We start from the raw sequence: 19,807 nt of genomic DNA on the forward strand, positions 1-19,807 counted from the left end.
TGGCCTCAGACCAGGGCGCGGGCCACGGCCCAGTACATGCCGCGGTTGAAGCCCTTGCGCATCATCGAGCCGACCTTGGTCGGCGGCGTGGGCTTGACGTCGACCTGGTAGTCGTACCAAAGCGGCATGCCGCCGTCCAGGCCCATCTGGGCGATGGCCACCACGCGCCCGTCGTAGGCATCGCTGGTGCGGCCGAAGCGGATCTGCGAGGCGATGTTGTTCACCACCACGGGCGACTGGTTGTGGCAGGCGCCGCCGGCCTTGCTCACCGGCAGGTCCACCGTATCGCCCAGCACATAGACATGGCTCTGGCCCAGCACCTGCATGGTCTCGTGGTCGGTGGGCAGCCAGCCTTCGCCATCCTGCGCCTGCGACAGGCCACAGTCGCGCACGGCCTGCACGGCGCGTATGGGCGGCGTGGCCATGAGGATGTCGAAGTCTTCGGCCTGGCCCTCCTCCGAGTGGGCCACCTTGGCCTCGGGGTCCACGCGCGCCAGCGTGAATCCGCGCTGGTGGCGAATGCCGCGCTGCTCGAACACCGTGGGCAGGATCTCGCAGGTGTCCTTCTGCAGGAACAGGCAGTTGCGCAGCAACTGCGAGACCGTGGGATAGGTGTAGACGATCTCCACCTTGTCGCGCACGCCGCGCCGGCGCAGCAGGTCGTCCAGCATCAGCGTGGTCTCTATGGGCGCGATGCCGCACTGGTGCGGCACATTGGGCGTCTTGGGAAAGGTGACGGTGACGAAGATGCGGCCCTTTTCTATGCGCGCCAGCTTGTCGGCCAGCTGCCGCGCGGGCGCGTGCTGGTAGAAGTGGTCGCCGGCCTCGGCCAGGCCTTCGATACGCTCGGGCGAAGGCACGCAGCCCGTGGAGATCACCAGGTGGTCGTAGCCGAAGCGCTTGCCGCTCCTGCAGTGCACGGCCTGCAGCGCGAAGTCGAAGCGTTCCACTTCTTCCACCTGGAAGTCGATCTCGGGCCGCAGCAGGCCGCGCTGCCTGCGCCGCAGCTCGTCGCGGAAGAAGGCATTGAAGGCCACGTACATGAAGGCCGGCTTGTAGTAGTGCCAGGGCGAGTTCGACAGCATGGTGATGCGCACCTTGCCCGTGACCACCTCCGGATACAGCTTGCTGACCAGGTGGTTGGCGGTCATGGTGCCGCCAATGCCCCCTCCGATGATCAAGATGTGATGCGCCATCCCTGCTACTCCTTGTGCTTTCGCCTCAGTGGAACAACCGCTGGCGCCGCACGGCGCCCGCGCCGGAAATGCGCCGCTCAGTCAGGCTTGAGCGATCGCCACACCCCGTCCCAGAGCGCGTCGAACAGGGGCTCTATGGGCGTGTCGATGATGCCGTCCAGCCGCAGGCAGATCATGCGGATCGCGCTGCCGTACATCAGGCTGGCCGCCACCATGGGCTCCATCTGGCGGATCTCGCCATCGGTCATGCCGGCGAACACGAAGCCGCGCATGCGCACGAAGGCCGAGGCCGAGCAGATGGCCTGCTCGTCGGGCAGAAACTCGCGGTGGCGCGCATTGACCACGAAGCCCATGGCCTCGGGCTCGGCCTCGGCCAGCCCGAACAGCATGCGCAGCACCTCGCGGCAGCGCTGGGCGCTGCCCGCGTGCCGCTCCTCGATATCGTCGAGCAGCACATTCATGCGCGCCAGCAAATGCCGGTACAGCTCGCGCGCAATGCCTTCCTTGTCGGCAAAGTGGTTGTAGAAGAAACCGATGGACACGCCGGCCTCGGCGCACAGGTCCTGTATCGAGGTATTGAAGAAGCCCCGCTCCACGAACAGCCTGAGCGCCACGCGCAGCGTCTGCACATGGCGCGAACCCGCATGCGGGAAGAAGGTCCAGGCCTCGTCTTGCATGGGAAATGATCGTAGAACGAATCTTCATTCTATTTTTCACAAGCACGTGCAAACTACACCAGGGTTTTCCTGGACCTTGGCCTCAATCCATCAGCCGGAGTGCCTCGGCAAGCGATGCCACGTTGGCAATGCCCAGCTTTTCGTAGATGGAGCGGATCTGATTGCGCACCGTGGCAGGAGCACGCTGGAGTTGGACTGCAATCTGCTTGTGGGTCAGGCCCCGGACCACAAGCCGGGCAACCGTGGCTTCGCGGGGGGACAGCCCGTCGGCTGCGCACCGGGGGCGCGCTCGCAACCACAGCAGACCGTGCTGCGTGAACAGCGTGATGACCAGGGTGTGGGCCACCAGACGATGGGCGCCGCCCTGTGCCGCAGTCTGCACGGCCGCAGGCAGGCGAGGACCTTGCCAGCCCGGCCATTCGGCGCGCAAGGCGTGCTCGAAGACGACGTCCATGTGGTGGATGATGCCGCGCGGGTCTGCCAGTGCCGAGCCCAACCGATCACGGGCCAGGCCCTGCCGAAGCTGCCCCAGATGCGTGAGGCGGTTGAGTTCCAGCGCCTGCTGCACATGGGGCAGCAGCGCGGCCAGCAGTTGGCGCTCGCCCTCGGTGCAATGCGCATCCGTGCGGGCGCGAAACAGCGTGAGCCAGCGCGTGTAAAGAGTGCTCGGGTTCAGCATCCCGCCGATGAAGAAGTGCGACTGCTCGAAGCGCCTGCCGTAGTCGCGCAGCGCCCCCTGATGCCGGCCACTGAACCAGGTCCTCGCTTCGAAGGCCAGCGTCTCGCTGGGATGCATGGTGACGGCCTGCGCCGCCGTGTCCAGGTGCTTGACCTCTTCATAGGCCTGCAGCATTTCGGGCGGCTGCCGGTGAAGGTGGATGGTGTGGATATCGATGCCGGCCGCCGTCATGGTGGCCGAGCCCCACATGGCCGAGTCGAAGGGCAGCACGGGTTTGAGCAGGTCCAGCGCCTGGTCCTGGAAATGTTCGACAGGCTGCTCGTGCGATAGCCGGTAGAGGTTCAGCAGCAGGTGGTTGTATGCAGCGTCCATGGCGGCTTGCCTGCCTCTCTTCGATACGTTGAGATCGACTGCACGGGCGGGTGTTGCGCGAGCCGTGCCCTCTTGCCCCACCCCGGCAGCGCTTCAGGATAGTGCAATTGCATCATTTTGTTTGTTGCGTGTCACACATAGAGTTGGCTTGCCACCCACATTCCTGTACCGACACCATGCAAATCCACCCCAGTGCATCCACTTCCTTTCCCGCCGTGCGCCCTTTGCTGCTGTGCGGCCTTGTTGCAAGCCTCTATGCCTGTGGAGGAGGCAGCGGCGGCACCGACAGCGGCGGGGGCACCGGCGGCGGCACCGTGACACAGCCGGCCATCACGCTGTCAGGCACCGTCGCCATCGACCAGGCCGTGCGCAACGCTGCAGTCTGCGTGGATCTGAACGCCAATGCAGCCTGCGACACGGGCGAGCCCAGCGCAGCGGCCACCGGCAGCGACGGCACGTTCAGCCTGACCTATCAACCCGGCGATGCGGCAGCCACCGCTGCCTTCAACCAGGCTCCCGTGCTGGCTCGCATCACACCCGAATCCGTGGACGCTGCGGACCCCACCAGCACCGCCACAGCCAAGGCGTTCGTGCTGTCTGCACCGGCTGGCAAATCCGCGCAGATCAATCCACTGACCAGCCTGGTGCAAAAGGCCATCGCGGCCGGCACGGCCAGGGAAGTGGCCGAGGCTGCAGTGGCCCGCCAGCTCGGCATCGACGCCGCCAGGATCTACGACTACCAGAGCGACGCGGCCTCCAGTGCCGCCGTGCTTGCGGATACCGCGCGCACAGCCGCCAAGGTCACCGCCTACGCGCTTGAGTTGGGCGTGCCTATCCAGGTGACGGCACCTAGCGCAGCGGCCGTGGCATCGAACCAACTGGCGTTCCTGAACTATGGCAACGCGCAGAACTACTCCGTGCGTGAACGCAGGTCCGACGGCGTCGTCCAGGCAGACGGCTTTGCCCACCAGTTCGAGACACGCAGCGGAAAAACCAACGGTGCACCCAGTACGCAGGAAGCGCTGTTCCCGTCCGTCACGCTCACCAGCACCGGATGGACGCGCTGCGACAGTTCCGTTGCGCGCCTGACGACACAGGGGGTTCCCTCGCGCACACTGCTGTGCAACCAGTCCACCGCCTACCTGGGCTTTACCACCGCTTCGCAGGACGTCAGCGGCAAGCCCATGGCCGAAGTCATCACGCAATTGCGTGCCGGAGATACAACGCTGCAGGCCGAGGGCATCCGCCATGACCGCTCCATCGAAATGGACCCTGCCACGCTGGGCTCGGCCGTCTTCCCGCAGGGCGCACAGATGCGCACTGCACTGTCGGTGCAGTTGAACCGGTCGCCGGCCTTCATCAACAACACGGCCACGGACCGCTTCGGCTTCGCCACGCTGGAAGCCATGATTGCCGGCCGCCCGGCCAGCGCGGTGAACCTGTCGACTCCAGCCACCGTGCGCGCCTCGACAGTCGGGGCGGCGGGGCCGGTCGATGCCAACCATGTGTTGCGCGTGGCCTTCATCGATGCGGCCAACGCCCAGTTCTACAGCTGTGAGTCCACCCCTCCGGCCTACAGCGATCTGGGCGCCTGCACCGTGCATTCGCAAAGCGCCTACACCCTCTCCACCTCCCAGGGCGTGCGCCTGCTGAGCTTTGCCGACTTCCCTGGCAAGACCTTCATGCAAGGCGTGACGCGGGGCTATACGGAATTCGACGGCAGCGTATTCGGCTATCGCCTGCCTGCCGCCTTTGCCAGCGAAGACCAGGCGCTCAGCTATTCCACCCGGCTGAACGGCGTGGCCTGGGCTGCCATGAAAACGGTTCTGGGCATTGAGTGAGCCTTGCAGCCGGGAGCGGGCATTTCAAGCAAGGGATGGGGCGAGGCATCCCACGCGGCGCCCCGCAGCCGCGTGGGACGGCATGCCGGGCATGCATGCCTCAACTCCATCCTGCCGGACCGTAGAATCCGCGCGCAGCCATTGGAGACAGAGACAACAATGACGGGCTGCACACGAATCCGACCCAAAGGCCTTTTGCAAATGCAACTCCCCATCCACGTCATAGACGCATTCACATCGGAACGATTCAAGGGCAATCAGGCCGCCGTCATTCCCCTGGATGCATGGCTTGCCGATTCCACGCTGCAGGCCATTGCCGCCGAGAACAATCTTTCGGAGACCTCGTTCCTGGTCTGGAGTGCCGAGCGCGCTGCCTTCGAGATCCGCTGGTTCTCCCCGCTCACGGAGATCGCGTTCTGCGGCCATGCCACGCTGGCAAGCGCCTTCGTGCTGTTCGAGGCCGACCCGGCGCTGCGCAGCATCACGTTCTGGGCCGCCGCCGTGGGCAAGGTCACGGCCGCGCAGGAGGATGGCGGACGCATCGTCATGACCTTCCCGCGCCGCGATGCCAAGCCGCTGGATGAGGTGCCCGCCGCACTGCGCGAAGGCCTGACGCCCGCACCCACGGCCTATCTCGTGAACCAGCAGGCCTACGTGGCCGTCTACGCAACCGAAGACCAGGTGCGAGCCGTCAAGCCGGACCTGGAGCGCCTCAAATCGCTGGGCCCGCTGGACGTGGTGGTGACGGCGCCTGCGGATGCGGGCGCCTCCCATGACTTCGTCAGCCGCTACTTCTGGCCCGCCAATGGCGGCGAGGAAGACCCGGTCACGGGCTCCATCCATGCGGCGCTTGCGCCCTACTGGGCGGGCAGGCTGGGCAAGAGCCGCCTGGTCGGCCACCAGGCCTCTCGCCGCACGGGCACGCTGTTTTGCGAGGTGACCGATGCCAGCGTCGAGGTGGCCGGCCATTGCGCGCGTTATCTGACCGGGACCATTACCGTCTGACGCCCGACTTTGCGCTGGCACGCAGGTACCATCCGCGCATGAGTACCCACTACGAATCCCTGTCGCAAGCCGACGCCTACCGCGACGCCTTCGGCGTGGAGGCGCCTGCCGCCAGCGAGCGCAACATGACACCGCGCAAGTCCGGCTTTTTCATCCGCAGCGTCGCCGTGGCCGCGGATGCCGCCACCGGACAGCAAGAACCCTCCGCTTCCGACACACCGCCCGCGCCTGCGGCACCGCCCGCACGCGAGCTGGTTGCCGCCCAATGGGGCCTGGTGCCGCACTGGGTGAAGTCGGCCTCCGATGGACGGCTGCGCGCGCTCAAGCTGGTGAATGCGCGTTCGGAGACCGTCTCCACGGCCCAGGCCTTCCGCGATGCCTGGCTCAATGGCCAGCGCTGCATCGTGCCCATGGCCGCCTTTTTCGAGGATGACTACCGCAACGGCAAGGCCCTGCCCACGCGCATCTCGCGCATCGACGGCAAGCCCATGGGCGTGGCCGGCGTGTGGGCGCAGTGGACGGGCCCGGATGGCGAGGTGCTGCTGAGCTACGCCCTGCTCACGGTCAACGCCAACAGCCATGCGCTGCTGCACCGCTACCAGCAGCCCGGCGCGGAAAAGCGCATGCCGGCGATTCTCAACGAAGGCGCCTACGACGCCTGGCTCAACGCGCGCGTGGAAAAGGCGCGCGAGTTCATGCGCCAGTACCCCTCCAACTGGCTCACCGCCAACCCCGTGGAGCGCAAGGCCGACAAGCGGCCTCCAGGGCTGATGGGCTGACGGGCTGATGGGCTGACGCATGGGCCTTGTCCCGCGCGCTACGGTGCCTTGGGCAACGCGTTGATGGAGCGCAGAATGTCGCGCGTGATGGCCTGGCGCTTGGGCAGGTCGGCCAGCCGGTGGGGCGTGTCCATGTTCATGGCGAAGAACACGGGGCCGGCAGGCCATTCCACCCAGCCCACCCACCAGCCGATACGGCCCGTCCAGCCGGTTTTGGCGCGCAGTATCCAGTCGGCGCCGGCCTCGTTGACCATCACGTCCTTCACCAGCCGCTGGTGTTCCGCCGGCAATGGCAGCCGATTGCGGTACAGCCGCTGCAGGAAGGCCACCTGCTCCAGCGCCGAGATGGCCAGATCGCCTTCCACCCAGAACGGCTGCTCGCCCGTGGCCAGCGCATTGCCGTAGTCGATCTTGCGCATGTAGGCAGCCTCACGCGCACTGCCAAGCTCCCCGGCAAAGCGTTCGTACACCCAGACGGTGGAGTTGCGCATGGCCGAGCGCAGGTCCTGATCGGCATTCCAGGCCGGCAACTGGCGCTTCACGCCATCCCAGGCAATGCGCTGGAACTCGTCGCGCAGCAGGCCGGCGTCCAGCGCGAACAGGCTGTGCGGGATCTTGAAGGTGGAAGCGGGCGAGTAGCGCCGCGCCGCGCGTTCACGGTTGTGGACGTAGACGGCTTCGGCCGGGCCTCTGGCATCGACCACGGCGATGCTGCCATCGACCTTGGCATCGGCAAAAAAGCGGGCCCACTCGGGCCTGTCCTGCAGTTCGGCAGCCGCCAGCGCCGCCTGTGACAGACAGGCGAGCAGCGCGGCGCACATCAGATTTCTTCGATTCATGCCGGCAGTTTAAGAGCTGCACCACCGCACGCCGATGGTGCACCGCCCGCCCGGCTGCCCTGTTTTGACTCGCGGTTTTCCCGTTTTGGTGTTCCGGCTGCATCGCACGACCCCCCAAGGCCCCGTCTGCGCTGGCACGACTTGTGCAAGGCCGCTGCAGGCCGGCCAATGCAGCCATGGCGGCAACGGCAGACGGCCCCATGACCACAACAAACAAGGGAGTCATTGCATGCACAGGTGCGCACGGGCATTGAGAACATTGGTGGCGGGAGGATGGGTCGCCGTCCTGGGTGCGGCGCAGGCGGCGCAGGCGGCCGAGCAGGCGATCACGCGGCCGTCGCTGGTGGCGGTGGAATCCCTCAGCGCCGTGGACACGGTCTGGCTGATGACGGCCACGGTGCTGGTGCTGCTGATGACGCTGCCCGGCATTGCGCTGTTCTATGCGGGCATGGTGCGCCGCAAGAACGTGCTCAACACCATGGCCAGCGTGGTGGCGATTGCCTGCCTGGTGAGCATTCTGTGGTTCGCACTGGGCTATTCGCTGGCCTTCACGCCCGGCAATGCGTGGATAGGCGGTGATTCGCGCGCCTGGTTCGCGGGGCTGGATTTCAACGCCGCCAAGGGCCTGGTGGCCGTGAGCCACCTGGCGCCGCATGTGCCCGAAGCAGCCTATGCGATGTTCCAGCTGGCCTTTGCCGTGATCACCGCCGCCTTGCTGGTGGGCGCCTGGGTGGAGCGCATGCGCTTCGGTGCCATGCTGATCTTCGTGGGCTTGTGGAGCCTGCTGGTTTATGCACCGGTGGCGCACTGGGTGTGGGAGCCGGGCGGCTGGCTGGCGCGCATGGGCGCGCTGGACTTTGCCGGGGGCACCGTGGTGCATGTGAACGCGGGCGTGGCCGGGCTGGTCTGCGCCTGGTTCCTGCGGCCGCGCCGCGGCTACGGGCACGAGCCCTTCGAGCCCTACAACCTGGCCCTGACCATGATGGGCGCGGCCCTGCTGTGGATGGGCTGGTTCGGCTTCAACGCCGGCTCATCGCTGGCCGGGGACAGCCGCGCGGCGCTGGCGCTGGCCGTCACCCACATTGCCGCCAGCGCGGGCGCCCTGGCCTGGTCGCTGGCCGAGTATGTGGTGCGCGGCAAGGCCACGCTGCTGGGCCTGTGCTCGGGGCTGGTCGGCGGCCTGGTGGCGATCACGCCGGCAGCCGGTTTCGTGACGCCGCTGTCGGCGCTGTGCATCGGCCTGATCGCCGGTGTCGCCTGCTATTGGGGCGCAACGGGGCTCAAGCGGCTGCTGGGCGCGGACGATTCGCTGGATGTGTTTGGCGTGCATGGCGTGGGCGGCATCGTGGGATCGCTGCTGACCGGCGTGTTTGCCAGCCCGCAGATCGGCGGCGTGCAGGCCAGCGTGCTCACCCAGGCGGTGAGCGTGCTGGCCGTGGCCTTGTTCACGCTGGTGGCCACGGCGGCGCTGCTGTGGCTGCTGGACATGCTGATCGGCCTGCGCGTGGATGAGGAAAGCGAACTGCAGGGCCTGGACCTGGCGCTGCACCGCGAACGCCTGAGTGGATGAACGGCCGGGCCGCGAAACGGCCCGGCACCCGATCGCCCGATGATCGTCAAACCGAAGGAGTGCCACTACATGCCCGAAAGCGAACTCCTGGCCATCGCCGCGCACCTGCATGTGCTGCTGCGCAGAAGCTGCGGCCGCGTGACCGATACCGAATGGCTGGCGGCCAATGCCGAGTACGCCGCCGAAATCATCCGCTTCGCACGGGAGCAGGAAGGGGCGCGCAGCACGCCCGAACTGGTGGAATGGACCCATCGCTTCGAAGCGGCCTGGAATGCCGCGCTGGCCGGGCCCGCCGAGCGCTCGCCGCTCATGCAGCGCGCCGGCGAGCTGATGCGCCAGCGTGCGGAAAACCGCAAGTACGTGGGCACGCTGCGCTAGGGCCTGGCTGGCTCAGGCAGGAGGATCAGGCCGGTGGAGCGGGCACCGAGTGCAGCAGCACGGGCGCGTCGCCATCGCCGTTGACGCTTTCCAGCTGCACGCCAAAGCCCCACAGGCGCGCTGCGTGCTTGAGCACTTCCAGCGCATCGTCGGACAGCGGCCGGCCCTGGTAGCGGGTGTGGCGCAGGGTGAGGCAGCGGTCGCCGCGCAGATTGACGTTCCAGACCTGGATATTGGGCTCGCGCGCGCCCAGGTCGTATTGCTGCGACAGCGTCTGGCGCAGGGTGCGGTAGCCGTCGTCGTCATGGATGGCGCTGACCAGCAGCTCGCGTTCGCTGGCGTCGTCATGGATGGCGAACAGGCGCATGTCGCGCATCAGCTGTGGGCTCAGGTACTGGCCGACAAAGCTCTCGTCCTTGAAGTTCTGCATGGCATGGTGCAGCGCCGGCAGCCAGGGCGTGCCGGCCAGGTCGGGGAACCAGCGGCGGTCTTCCTCGGTGGGGTCCTGGCAGATGCGGCGGATGTCGCGGTACATGGCAAAGCCCAGCGCATAGGGATTGATGCCGCTGTAGGCGCGGTGACCGGCCGGGGGCTGGTAGATGACATTGGTGTGGGAGGACAGCCATTCGATCATCACGCCGTCGGTCAGCCAGCCTTCGTCGTACAGGGTGTTGAGCAGGGTGTAGTGCCAGAACGTCGCCCAGCCCTCGTTCATCACCTGGGTCTGGCGCTGCGGGTAGAAGTACTGGGCGATCTTGCGCACGATGCGCACGATCTCGCGCTGCCAGGGCTCCAGCAGCGGGGCGTTCTTCTCGATGAAGTACAGCAGGTTTTCCTCGGGCTCCTTGGGAAAGCGCTCGCTGTGCTGCGCCGCGCTGTCCTTGCCCGGGCGGGCCGGCAGGGTGCGCCACAGCTCGTTGACCTGCTGCTGGGCATAGGCCTCGCGCTGCTCGCGCTCGGCCCGCTCGCGCGCCAGGCTTTTCTTGGAGGGGCGGCGGTAGCGGTCCACGCCCAGGTTGGACAGGGCGTGGCAGGAGTCCAGCCATTGCTCCACCGTCGTCAGGCCGTGGCGCTCCTCGCACTGGGTGATGAAGTCGCGCGCATAGACCAGGTAGTCGATGATGCTGCCGGCATCCGTCCACATGCCGAACAGGTAGTTGTTCTTGAAGAAGCTGTTGTGGCCGTACGCCGCATGGGCGATCACCAGGGCCTGCATGGCCGTGGTGTTCTCCTCCATCAGATAGCTGATGCAGGGATTGGAGTTGATGACGATCTCGTAGGCCAGGCCCATGTGGCCGCGCCGGTAGCGCCGCTCGGTCGCCATGTATTCCTTGCCGTAGCTCCAGTGGCGGTAGCCCACGGGCATGCCCACGCTGGCGTAGGCGTCCATCATCTGCTCGGCCGAGATCACTTCCAGCTGGTTGGGATAGGTGTCCAGGCCGTAGCGTTCGGCGGCGGCCGCAATCGCTGCGTGATAGCGTTCGATCAGCTCGAAGGTCCAGTCGCTGGGATCGGGCAGAGGCTCGGCCGGCCGCTCCCCCGCCGGCAGCGGCGCGGAGGGCACGATGCGCTGGGCCCGTTCGCTGGCCAGATGGGATTTCCACTGCGGCGTGGCATGGCGGGGCGCCAGCACGGGATAGTGAGAGAGGTTCATACCGATACCCCCTCTTTCTTGAACAGGTCGCGGAACACGGGGTAGATCTCGCTGGCGTCCGACACCTTGCGCATGGCGAAATGCGAGAACAGCGGCAGCACCTGGCTGTACTCCTGCCACAGGCTCTGCTCTTCCTGCACCACCTGCACATAGGCGAAGTAGCGCACCAGCGGCAGGATCTTGTCGACCAGCAGGTTGCGGCAGTTGGAGCCGTCGTCGCCGAAGTTGTCGCCATCGCTGGCCTGGGCCACGTAGATGTTCCAGTCCCCGGACGGGTAGCGCGCGCGGATGATCTGGTCCAGCAGCACCAGCGCACTGCTGACCACCGTGCCGCCGCTTTCCTGGGAGTGGAAGAACTCGTCCTCGCTGACCTCGGCCGCCTGCGTGTGGTGGCGGATGAAGACGATGTCGATCTTCTCGTAGTGCCGCGTCAGGAACAGGTACAGCAGGATGAAGAAGCGCTTGGCCAGGTCCTTGCGGTCCTGGTCCATGGAGCCGGACACATCCATCACGCAGAACATCACGGCCTGGCTGATGGGCGCAGGCACGCGCGTGCGGTTGCGAAACCGCAGGTCGATGGGGTCGAGAAAGGCCACCGTGCCCATGCGCAGCTTCAGCGCATCGATGCGCTGCTGCAGCTCGGCCGCCGCCTCGCTGGTGCCATCGTCCTGCGCCAGCAGCGCTTGCAGCTGCTCTTCCAGTGCCTTGAGTTCGCGGTGCGGCGCCTTGGTCAGCGCAATGCGCCGGCCCAGGGCGCCGCGCATGGTGCGCAGCAGGGCCAGGTTGTGCGGCGTGCCGTCGTGGCTGTAGCCGGCGCGGCGCGTCTTGTACTGCATGGTGTTGCCGATGTGGGTGCGCAGCAGGCGCGGCAGGGCCAGGTCTTCAAAGAACAGTTCCATGAACTCTTCCTTGGTCAGGGTGAAGGTGAAGTCGTCCTCGCCCTCGCCGCTGTCGCTGGCCTGGGAGCCGCCGCCGCCTGCGCCGCCCTGCGGCCGGGCAATGCGGTCGCCGCGCACATGCTCGGTGTTGCCCGGGTGCACCGTGTCATGGACGCCGCCCTGCCCGTGGTGGAACACGGGCTCGCGGATGTCCTTGCGCGGGATGGAGACGCTCTCGGACTCCTCCATGTGGCGGATGCCGCGCTTGTCCACCGCGCGGCGCACCGCCTCGGCGATCTGCGCCTTGTAGCGGCGCACGAAGCGCTCGCGGTTGCCCACCGACTTGTTCTTGCCGGCCAGCCTGCGATCGATGATTTGCAATGCCATCTGTTCCCCCCAGCCCGGGCGCGCCGAAGGGCGGCGCACCCACCCGTCAGTTGCTCTTGCGAACGCGCAGATACCACTCGCACAGCAGGCGCACCTGCTTGGACGTATAGCCCTTGGCCTCCATGCGGGTGACAAAGTCCTCGTGCTTGCGGGCATCCTCGGCACTGGCCTTGGCGTTGAAGCTGATCACGGGCAGCAGCTCCTCGGTATTGGAGAACATCTTCTTCTCGATCACCACGCGCAGCTTCTCGTAGCTGGTCCAGCTGGGGTTCTTGCCCTGGTTGTTGGCCCGCGCGCGCAGCACGAAGTTGACGATCTCGTTGCGGAAGTCCTTGGCATTGGCGATGCCCGCGGGCTTCTCGACCTTCTCCATCTCGGCGTTGAGCGCGTTGCGGTCGAAGGCCTCGCCGGTATCGTTGTCGCGGTACTCGCTGTCCTGTATCCAGTAGTCGGCGTAGGTGACGTAGCGGTCGAAGATGTTCTGGCCGTACTCGCTGTAGCTCTCCAGATAGGCCGTCTGGATTTCCTTGCCGATGAACTCGGCATAGTGCGGCGACAGGTATTCCTTGATGTAGCTGGTGTACTTGGTCTCCAGCTCGGCAGGGAACTGCTCGCGCTCGATCTGCTGCTCCAGCACATACATCAGGTGCACCGGATTGGCCGCCACCTCGGTACTGTCGTAGTTGAAGACCTTGGACAGGATCTTGAACGCGAAGCGCGTGGAGATGCCCGACATGCCCTCGTCAACGCCCGCATAGTCGCGATACTCCTGGAAGCTCTTGGCGCGCGGGTCCGTGTCCTTGAGGCTCTCGCCGTCATAGACCTGCATCTTGCTGAAGATGCTGGAGTTCTCGGGCTCCTTCAGCCGCGTGAGCACGGCGAACTGGGCCATCATCTTGAGCGTGCCGGGCGCGCACACGGCGCTGGCCAGGGACGACTCGCGGATCAGCTTCTCGTAGATGCGCACCTCCTCCGACACGCGCAGGCAGTAAGGCACCTTGACGATGTAGACGCGGTCCAGGAAGGCCTCGTTGTTGCGGTTGTTGCGGAAGGCCTTCCACTCGCTCTCGTTGCTGTGGGCCAGCACCATGCCGTCGAAGGGAATGGCGCCAAAGCCCTCCGTTCCCTTGTAGTTGCTCTCCTGCGTGGCCGTCAACAGCGGGTGCAGCACCTTGATGGGCGCCTTGAACATTTCCACGAACTCCAGCAGGCCCTGGTTGGCCAGGCACAGGCCGCCCGAGTAGCTGTAGGCATCGGTATCGTCCTGGGCAAAGTTCTCCAGCTTGCGGATGTCCACCTTGCCCACCAGGCTGGAGATGTCCTGGTTGTTCTCGTCGCCCGGCTCGGTCTTGGCAATGCCCACCTGCCTGGAGATGCTCGGATAGCGCTTGACCACGCGGAACTGGCGGATATCACCCCCCAACTCCTCCAGGCGCTTGACGGCCCAGGGCGACAGCACATGGTTGAGGCAGCGCCGGGGAATGCCGAACTGCTCCTCCAGCAGCGGCCCGTCCTCCACGGGGTCGAACAGGCCCAGCGGCGACTCGTTCACGGGCGAGCCCTTGAGCGCGTAGAACGGCACCTTCTGCATCAGGTATTTGAGGCGCTCGGCGATGGAGCTCTTGCCACCGCCCACGGGGCCCAGCAGATACAGGATCTGCTTGCGCTCTTCCAGGCCCTGGGCCGCATGGCGGAAGAAGCTCACCACCTGCTCGATGGAGTCTTCCATGCCGTAGAACTCGGCGAAGGCCGGATAGCGCCGGATGACCTTGTTGGCAAACAGCCGCGACAGGCGCGGATCATTGCGCGTGTCCACCATTTCGGGTTCGCCTATGGCCGCCAGCATGCGCTGGGCGGCGCCCTCGTAGGCCATGGGATCGCGCTGGCACAGGGCGAGAAATTCGTCCAGCGACATCTCTTCTTCGCGAAGGCGAACGTAACGTGCAGCCGAGTTGCTGATGACATCCATACGACCTCTCCCAGCGGCACCCGAGGGCGAACAGTGCCGCGAAGTTGCAAGGCATTCGCTACCGTGTGGAACTGTTGTAGCACCTTGCATCCGCTTTGAATAGCTCATACGTCCCACATGTCTGCATTGCGCGCGAGGTCACAATGTCAGGTTCCTGGACTACCCCGCTTTTTGCGGTGCCGGGACAGGGGCTTGAGCCAGCCGTGCCTGCAGCAAGGCCCGTGAATACAGCGCCTCACGCTCCCACTTTTGACAAATGATAGTCCGCACTCACACAGCGGCACAGGCCCGAATTCAGAACCGATGTCTCCTGCCGACAACCCCCTACTTGCCGCCGGTCGCCCATCGCGCAAACTGGCTGCCGTCACGCCGATGCACCTGCTGTGGGCCATGTGCCTGGTGCTCGGCCTGCTGCTCGCCCTGCTGGCACCGGGCCTGGCCAAGGCCGCACCGGCAGCAGGCCCTTTGGGTGCCTTGCAGGGCACCCTGGGCGGTGGCTCCGCGTCCGACAAGGAACGAAGCAACGCCATTCAGACCCAGCTCGATGCCGCAGCCTCGGCCACAAAGGAAGCCGATGCGCTGGCCCAGGAACTGGACCGCATGCGCGCCAGGGCACGCACGCCCGTGCCGCCCCTGCCCGCGCCGCTGAGCGACGAGCAGCTGGGCAGCCTGTTCGATCGCTGGAAGGAACGCGTTCCCGCCAACGCCAGCCAGGAAGTGCTGGAACGCCTGCTGGCCGATGAGCGCGATGCCATTGCCGCCCTCAAGGCCGGCATCGAGAAATCCGCGGCCGACCAGGCCAACCTGGTCTCGCAGCCCGGCCCGGGACGGATCGACCTGTCCATACTGCAGCAGCGCGCCCAGGAAAACGCCGAGCCCGTGACGGCCGAGCCCGGCGAAGCCCCCGACCTCACCCAGGCCCGCCAGGCAAGGCGCAGCGCAGAGCACCGCCGCGCCCTGCTGGAGCTGGCGCTGCGCCAGGAAGAGCAGTCCACCATCGAAGCCCGCCAGCGCCTGCTGGCCGCCCAGCTGCAGGCCCAGCGCCGCGAGCTGCTGGAGCGCATGCCGCGCGCCGCCTGGCTGACCCAGCGCATTGCCGAGCGCAGCCGCCAGCAGCTGGAGCAACAGGTGCAGGAGATGGAGCTGGCCGCCCAGCACGCTTCCGCCGCCGATCCCGCCATACGCGACCTGGCCCAGCGCAATGCGGCGCTGGCCGCGCAGATCCTCAAGAACTCCAATGAACTGGCGCAGGAGCGCAAGACCCTGGCCAATGACGAATATGTGCGTGACCAGTTGAGCGCCACGCTGCGCGACACCCAGGCACGCCTGCGGCTGGGCGGTGGCAGCGCGGCCGTGGGCCAGTGGCTGTGGCAGCAGCGCGTGGAGCTGTCCTCCGGCAGCACCCTGCAGGCCAGGCACCGGGCCGTGCAGCGCCAGCTGGCCGAGCTGCGCCTGACACTGTTCAACTCCAGCAAATGGCGCCAGAACCCCGGCGCGGACACGGCGGCGCAAGCCCCGGCCGACGCTGCGGATGCAGGCGGCGTGGCGGCACCGGAGCCGGCCGCCAACGCCACGGTATCGGCCCAGCAGACCGCTTTGCTGGCCCGGCAGGTGGCCCTCACCGACCAACTGCAGCCGGTGTTGCTGCGCCGCATCGCCGTGCTGGAGCAGACCGACGACGCACTGCGCGCGGCCCTGCGCAGCGGCAATGAGTTGCGCCAGGTGCTGGACAAGGAGCTGCTGTGGTTCCCCAGCCACCGCCCCATGGACCGTACCTGGCTCAGCGAGTGGCAGGCGCTGGAGCAGGACATCGAAGGCAGCAGCTCCCCCTGGAAAACCGCGCGGGCGCTGGCCGCCAGCATCTGGAACGATCCCTGGGCCTTTGGCGCCGTCGGCCTGATCGTGGCCCTGCTGCTGGGCCTGCGCCGCTACGCGCTGCGCCAGCTGCAGTCCATCGCCGTGCGCGTGGGCGACTTCATGCGCGACCACTTCGGGCTGAGCCTGCTGGCGCTGGGCTGGAGCCTGCTCTACACCCTGCCCTGGAGCTTTGCGGCCGCGGCGCTGGGCAGCCTGCTGCAAGGCCCCGAAACCGTGGGCACGGCGTTGGAGCCGCTGGGCGCCACCCTGGTCCAGCTCAGCGATTTCATCTTCGTGGCCACCTTGCTCAACGCCCTGTTCTGCCCGGGCGGGCTGGCACTGGCCCACTTCGGCTGGCCGGCTGCTCGCGTGCAGATGCTGCGCCAGATGGTGCGCCGCGCCGCCTGGCTGATCGTGCCTGCCGAACTGCTGGGCGGCCTGGCCTTCTACAGCCATGACAACCACGCCATCAGCACCTGGGGGCGCATCTCCATCCTCATGCTGTCGCTGGGCCTGGCCTGGATGGCCTGGCTGTACTTTCGCCGTGTCATGCAGCAAAAGCGGCCCGGCATCCACTGGGGCCAGATCGTCAGCGTGGTGCTGATGCTCATGCTCAGCGCGCTGGCCGTGGGCATCGTGCTCGGCTATGTCTACACGGCCACCGAAGTCATCCAGGCCCTGATGGCCAGCTTCGTGTTCCTGGGTGCGGTCGAGGTCGTGGTCAACCTGCTGCGGCGCTGGCTGCTGCTGGGCGAGCGGCGCCTGGCGCTGAACCGGCTGCGCGAAGCCGCCAGGCTGGCCCAGAGCGGCTCGGGAGTGGACACCGGCAAGGCCCCCACCGACGAAGCCACCCAGATGGCCCTGGTCACCGTGGGCGCCCAGGCGCACCGGCTGCTGGGCCTGCTGCAGCAGGTGCTGGTCGTGCTGACCCTGGTCTACGCCTGGCTGCCCGTGCTGCCTGCGCTGCTGCGCTCGGAAGGCGTGGTGCTCTGGTACACCACCAACACCGGCGCCGACGGCATCGCGCATGCCGCCCCCGTGAGCCTGATGGACGCGCTGCTGGGCGTGATGATCCTGCTGCTGACCTTCAGCTTTGCACGCAACCTGCCGGGCCTGCTGGAAGTGACACTGTCGGCCTCCAACCGCATCAGCAGCTCCGCGCGCTACACCCTGGCCACGCTGGCGCGCTACGCCATCACCATCGCGGGCACGGTCAGCGCCTTCACGCTGCTGGGCCTGCGCTGGGGCCAGCTGCAGTGGATGGTGGCGGCGCTCACCGTGGGCCTGGGCTTCGGCCTGCAGGAGATCTTCGCCAACTTCGTCTCGGGCCTGATCCTGCTGGTGGAGCGGCCCTTCCGCGTGGGCGATGTCATCACCATCGACACCCTCACCGGCACCGTCACGCGCATCCGCACGCGGGCCACCACGGTGCTGGACTTCGACAACAAGGAAATCGTCATCCCCAACAAGACCTTCATCACCGGCCAGGTGACGAACTGGACCTTGAGCGACGACGTGACCCGCCTGGTGATCGACGTGCCCGTGGCCCACGGCAACGACCCCGAGCAGGTGCGCAACATGCTGCTGGACATTGCCAGGGAGCACCCCCAGGTGCTGCGCGAGCCCGAGCCCAACTGCTGGTTCATGGCGCTGGAAGGCAACGGCCAGCGCTTCGAGCTGCGCGCCTACGTGGGCAAGGTCGAAGACCGCCTGCCCGTGCGCCACGACCTCAACCGCCGCGTCAACGACCGGCTCAAGGACGCTGGCATTGCCGTGGCCTTCCCGCAGCTGGACCTGCATGTGCGCAACATGCCGGCCCATGCACCGGGGCAGGCATCTGGGCAGACCCCACCCCATCCGACGGCATGAGGCCGACAAGCCCCCCCGGTTCCACGCGCACAGCGCGGCATTGCCGCGCTCGCGGTCAGAACACTTCCCAGTTCTCGTCCACACGCTCGCCCGCATTGCGCAGCGGGGTGACCTTGGCAGGCGCTTTAGCAACCCTGGGTGCCGCTGGGGACGCCTTCGTCCGCTGGCCGCCCTGGCTGCCTGCGGCGGCTGGCGCTGGCGCCTGGGTCGGTGAGGACGCGGGCAGGGCCACGGACGAGGACACCCCATCCAGCTTGAACAGGCTGACCAGATCGACCAGCCTGGCAGCCTGCGCGTTCAAGCTTGCGGCAGCCGCCGCCGATTCCTCGACCAGGGCCGCATTCTGCTGCGTGACCTGGTCGAGCTGAACGACGGCATCGCCCACCTGCGCCACACCGTCGGCCTGCTCGGCCGTGGCCGCGCCTATTTCGCCGATCAGGTCGGCAACGCGTTGCGCCTGCTGGACGATGTCCTTCATCGCGGAGCCCGTCTCGCTCACCAGGCCCGAGCCCTCGTCCACCTTGGACACGCTCTCACCTATCAGGGCCTTGATCTCCTTGGCTGCCCCCGCGCTGCGTTGGGCCAGGCTGCGCACTTCGGATGCCACCACGGCAAAGCCACGCCCCTGCTCGCCGGCCCGCGCCGCCTCCACGGCGGCATTGAGCGCCAGGATGTTGGTCTGGAAGGCAATGGAGTCGATCACGCCGATGATGTCCTCGATCTTCCGGGAACTCGCGGTGATCTGCTCCATGGTGGCCACCACGCGGTCCACGATCTTGCCGCCGCCGGTGGCGGCCTGGCTCGACGAAGCGGCCAGCTGGGTGGCCGTGCGCACCGTATCGGCATTGAGCTTGACGGTGGCGTTCATCTCCTCCATGGAGGCGGCGGTCTGCTCCAGATTGCTGGCCTGCTCTTCCGTGCGCTGGCTCAGGTCCGCATTGCCCGAGGCAATCTGGCTGGCGCCGGTCGCAATGGATTCGCTGCTTTGCCGCACATCGGCGACCACACGCGCCAGGCCGGCACGCATGTCCTCCATGGCGTGCAGCAGGCTGGAGGTGTCTCCGGGCGCCAGTTGCACCCGCACGGACAAATCGCCCTGCGCGATCTGGCGCGCCACCCCGGCGGCATAGGAGGGCTCTCCGCCCAGCTGCTGCTTGACCGTCCTGGTGATCATCCAGGCCACCAGAGAGCCCAGCGCGGCGGCCAGCAGCGTCAGCACCAGCATGGCCACGCCGTCTTCGGCCACGCTGCGCAGGGAGCCGTCCACCGTGGCCTGTGTCTGTGCCTTCTGATAATCGACCAGTGCCTCGACCGCATCGAAATAGGTCGTCTGCAAGGAGCGCAGGCGCCCCATGATCAGATCCCTGGCGGCATCGCCCTGGTTGGCCAGGCCCAGGTCACCGGCCTGGCGCATGGTCTCCACGAAAGGCTGGCGCGCCTGCCGTATGTCGGCAAAGAGCCGGCGCGCCTGCTCGGTCTGCAGGCGCTGGTCCAACTCCTTCATGACCAGGCCGTTCCTGGCAACCACCTCATCCAGCCGGCGGCTCTCCTCGGCCATCTGCGCCGGATCGGTGATCAGCGCCAGATTGCGCACCACCCGCGCCGACACATTGGCGTTGTCCTTGAGCGATTGCAGCCGGGCCAGATTGCCCATGCGGTCCTCGGCCAAAACACGCAACTGCTCCCCCTGATCGTGCAGCTTCATCCAGCCGAAGCCGGCCACGCACACGCAGACCACGATCACCGCAAGGAAACCCATGCCCAGCATGGTTCCCAACTTCATACGCCTCAGAAAACCCACGTCGCTCTCCCTCGAACCACCTACGCAAACCGGCCAGACTGCTGGCACGGAGGAAA

The 19,807-nt window shown here is 66.8% G+C and carries 14 protein-coding genes; 6 read left to right on the forward strand and 8 right to left on the reverse strand.

Features of this window, described 5'->3' with window-relative positions:
- Positions 1–5: 5 nt before the first annotated feature.
- From HFGMBDPB_RS20175 to HFGMBDPB_RS20185, 3 genes are all read right to left on the reverse strand, one after another.
- Complete coding sequence (locus tag HFGMBDPB_RS20175; RefSeq protein ID WP_016449746.1) at positions 6–1,196, reverse strand: NAD(P)/FAD-dependent oxidoreductase; 1,191 nt, start codon at positions 1,194–1,196, stop codon at positions 6–8.
- Between the two features lie 77 nt (positions 1,197–1,273).
- Complete coding sequence (locus tag HFGMBDPB_RS20180) at positions 1,274–1,873, reverse strand: TetR/AcrR family transcriptional regulator (protein ID WP_012204257.1); 600 nt, start codon at positions 1,871–1,873, stop codon at positions 1,274–1,276.
- Between the two features lie 82 nt (positions 1,874–1,955).
- Positions 1,956–2,924 carry a helix-turn-helix transcriptional regulator gene (locus HFGMBDPB_RS20185; protein WP_016449747.1) on the reverse strand — a complete coding sequence of 323 codons (969 nt, stop codon included), beginning with the start codon at positions 2,922–2,924 and terminating at the stop codon, positions 1,956–1,958.
- Between the two features lie 176 nt (positions 2,925–3,100).
- Here HFGMBDPB_RS20185 and HFGMBDPB_RS20190 point away from each other — a divergent pair, with 176 nt between their 5' ends.
- The 3 genes from HFGMBDPB_RS20190 (at position 3,101) to HFGMBDPB_RS20200 (ending at position 6,549) form a co-directional block, all read left to right on the forward strand.
- Entirely contained in the window at positions 3,101–4,765 is a 1,665-nt protein-coding gene (locus HFGMBDPB_RS20190; protein ID WP_212646107.1) for a hypothetical protein, read from the forward strand.
- A gap of 201 nt (positions 4,766–4,966) precedes the next feature.
- Positions 4,967–5,770 carry a PhzF family phenazine biosynthesis protein gene (locus tag HFGMBDPB_RS20195; protein WP_046240675.1) on the forward strand — a complete coding sequence of 268 codons (804 nt, stop codon included), beginning with the start codon at positions 4,967–4,969 and terminating at the stop codon, positions 5,768–5,770.
- Positions 5,771–5,808: 38 nt separating this feature from the next.
- Complete coding sequence (locus tag HFGMBDPB_RS20200; protein ID WP_017406928.1) at positions 5,809–6,549, forward strand: SOS response-associated peptidase; 741 nt, start codon at positions 5,809–5,811, stop codon at positions 6,547–6,549.
- 38 nt (positions 6,550–6,587) lie between these two features.
- Here HFGMBDPB_RS20200 and HFGMBDPB_RS20205 read toward each other — a convergent pair whose 3' ends face one another.
- Positions 6,588–7,388 (reverse strand): penicillin-binding transpeptidase domain-containing protein, encoded by an 801-nt coding sequence (locus tag HFGMBDPB_RS20205; RefSeq protein WP_249343577.1) that lies wholly within the window; start codon positions 7,386–7,388, stop codon positions 6,588–6,590.
- 229 nt (positions 7,389–7,617) lie between these two features.
- Between HFGMBDPB_RS20205 and HFGMBDPB_RS20210 the strand changes: the two genes are divergently transcribed.
- Together HFGMBDPB_RS20210 and HFGMBDPB_RS20215 are read left to right on the forward strand one after the other, a co-directional pair.
- Positions 7,618–8,958 carry an ammonium transporter gene (locus HFGMBDPB_RS20210; protein ID WP_212646108.1) on the forward strand — a complete coding sequence of 447 codons (1,341 nt, stop codon included), beginning with the start codon at positions 7,618–7,620 and terminating at the stop codon, positions 8,956–8,958.
- A 69-nt stretch (positions 8,959–9,027) separates the two neighbouring features.
- On the forward strand, positions 9,028–9,336 hold the full coding sequence (locus tag HFGMBDPB_RS20215; RefSeq protein WP_016449753.1) for a hypothetical protein: 309 nt from the start codon (positions 9,028–9,030) through the stop codon (positions 9,334–9,336).
- 25 nt (positions 9,337–9,361) lie between these two features.
- Here the strand turns inward: HFGMBDPB_RS20215 and HFGMBDPB_RS20220 are convergent, their stop codons facing one another.
- From HFGMBDPB_RS20220 to HFGMBDPB_RS20230, 3 genes are read right to left on the reverse strand one after another with little or no spacing between them, the layout of a single operon-like run.
- A complete protein-coding gene (locus tag HFGMBDPB_RS20220; protein ID WP_016449754.1) occupies positions 9,362–10,990 on the reverse strand; it encodes a SpoVR family protein in 1,629 nt (542 codons plus the stop codon).
- Positions 10,987–12,255: a YeaH/YhbH family protein gene (locus tag HFGMBDPB_RS20225; protein WP_016449755.1), complete on the reverse strand. Its 1,269-nt coding sequence runs from the start codon at positions 12,253–12,255 to the stop codon at positions 10,987–10,989. The genes HFGMBDPB_RS20220 and HFGMBDPB_RS20225 overlap by 4 nt, the downstream gene beginning before the upstream one ends.
- 46 nt (positions 12,256–12,301) lie before the next feature.
- Positions 12,302–14,224, reverse strand: coding sequence for a PrkA family serine protein kinase (locus HFGMBDPB_RS20230; protein WP_016449756.1), 1,923 nt, complete (start codon positions 14,222–14,224; stop codon positions 12,302–12,304).
- A gap of 372 nt (positions 14,225–14,596) precedes the next feature.
- On the opposite strand from HFGMBDPB_RS20230, the gene HFGMBDPB_RS20235 reads away from it, so the two are divergent.
- A complete protein-coding gene (locus HFGMBDPB_RS20235) occupies positions 14,597–17,950 on the forward strand; it encodes a mechanosensitive ion channel domain-containing protein (RefSeq protein ID WP_212646109.1) in 3,354 nt (1,117 codons plus the stop codon).
- Positions 17,951–18,005: 55 nt separating this feature from the next.
- Here HFGMBDPB_RS20235 and HFGMBDPB_RS20240 read toward each other — a convergent pair whose 3' ends face one another.
- Positions 18,006–19,733 carry a methyl-accepting chemotaxis protein gene (locus HFGMBDPB_RS20240; protein WP_212646110.1) on the reverse strand — a complete coding sequence of 576 codons (1,728 nt, stop codon included), beginning with the start codon at positions 19,731–19,733 and terminating at the stop codon, positions 18,006–18,008.
- Positions 19,734–19,807: the final 74 nt, after the last annotated feature.

Source organism: Delftia sp. PE138 (genome assembly GCF_018320755.1).
GTDB lineage: Bacteria > Pseudomonadota > Gammaproteobacteria > Burkholderiales > Burkholderiaceae_C > Comamonas > Comamonas tsuruhatensis.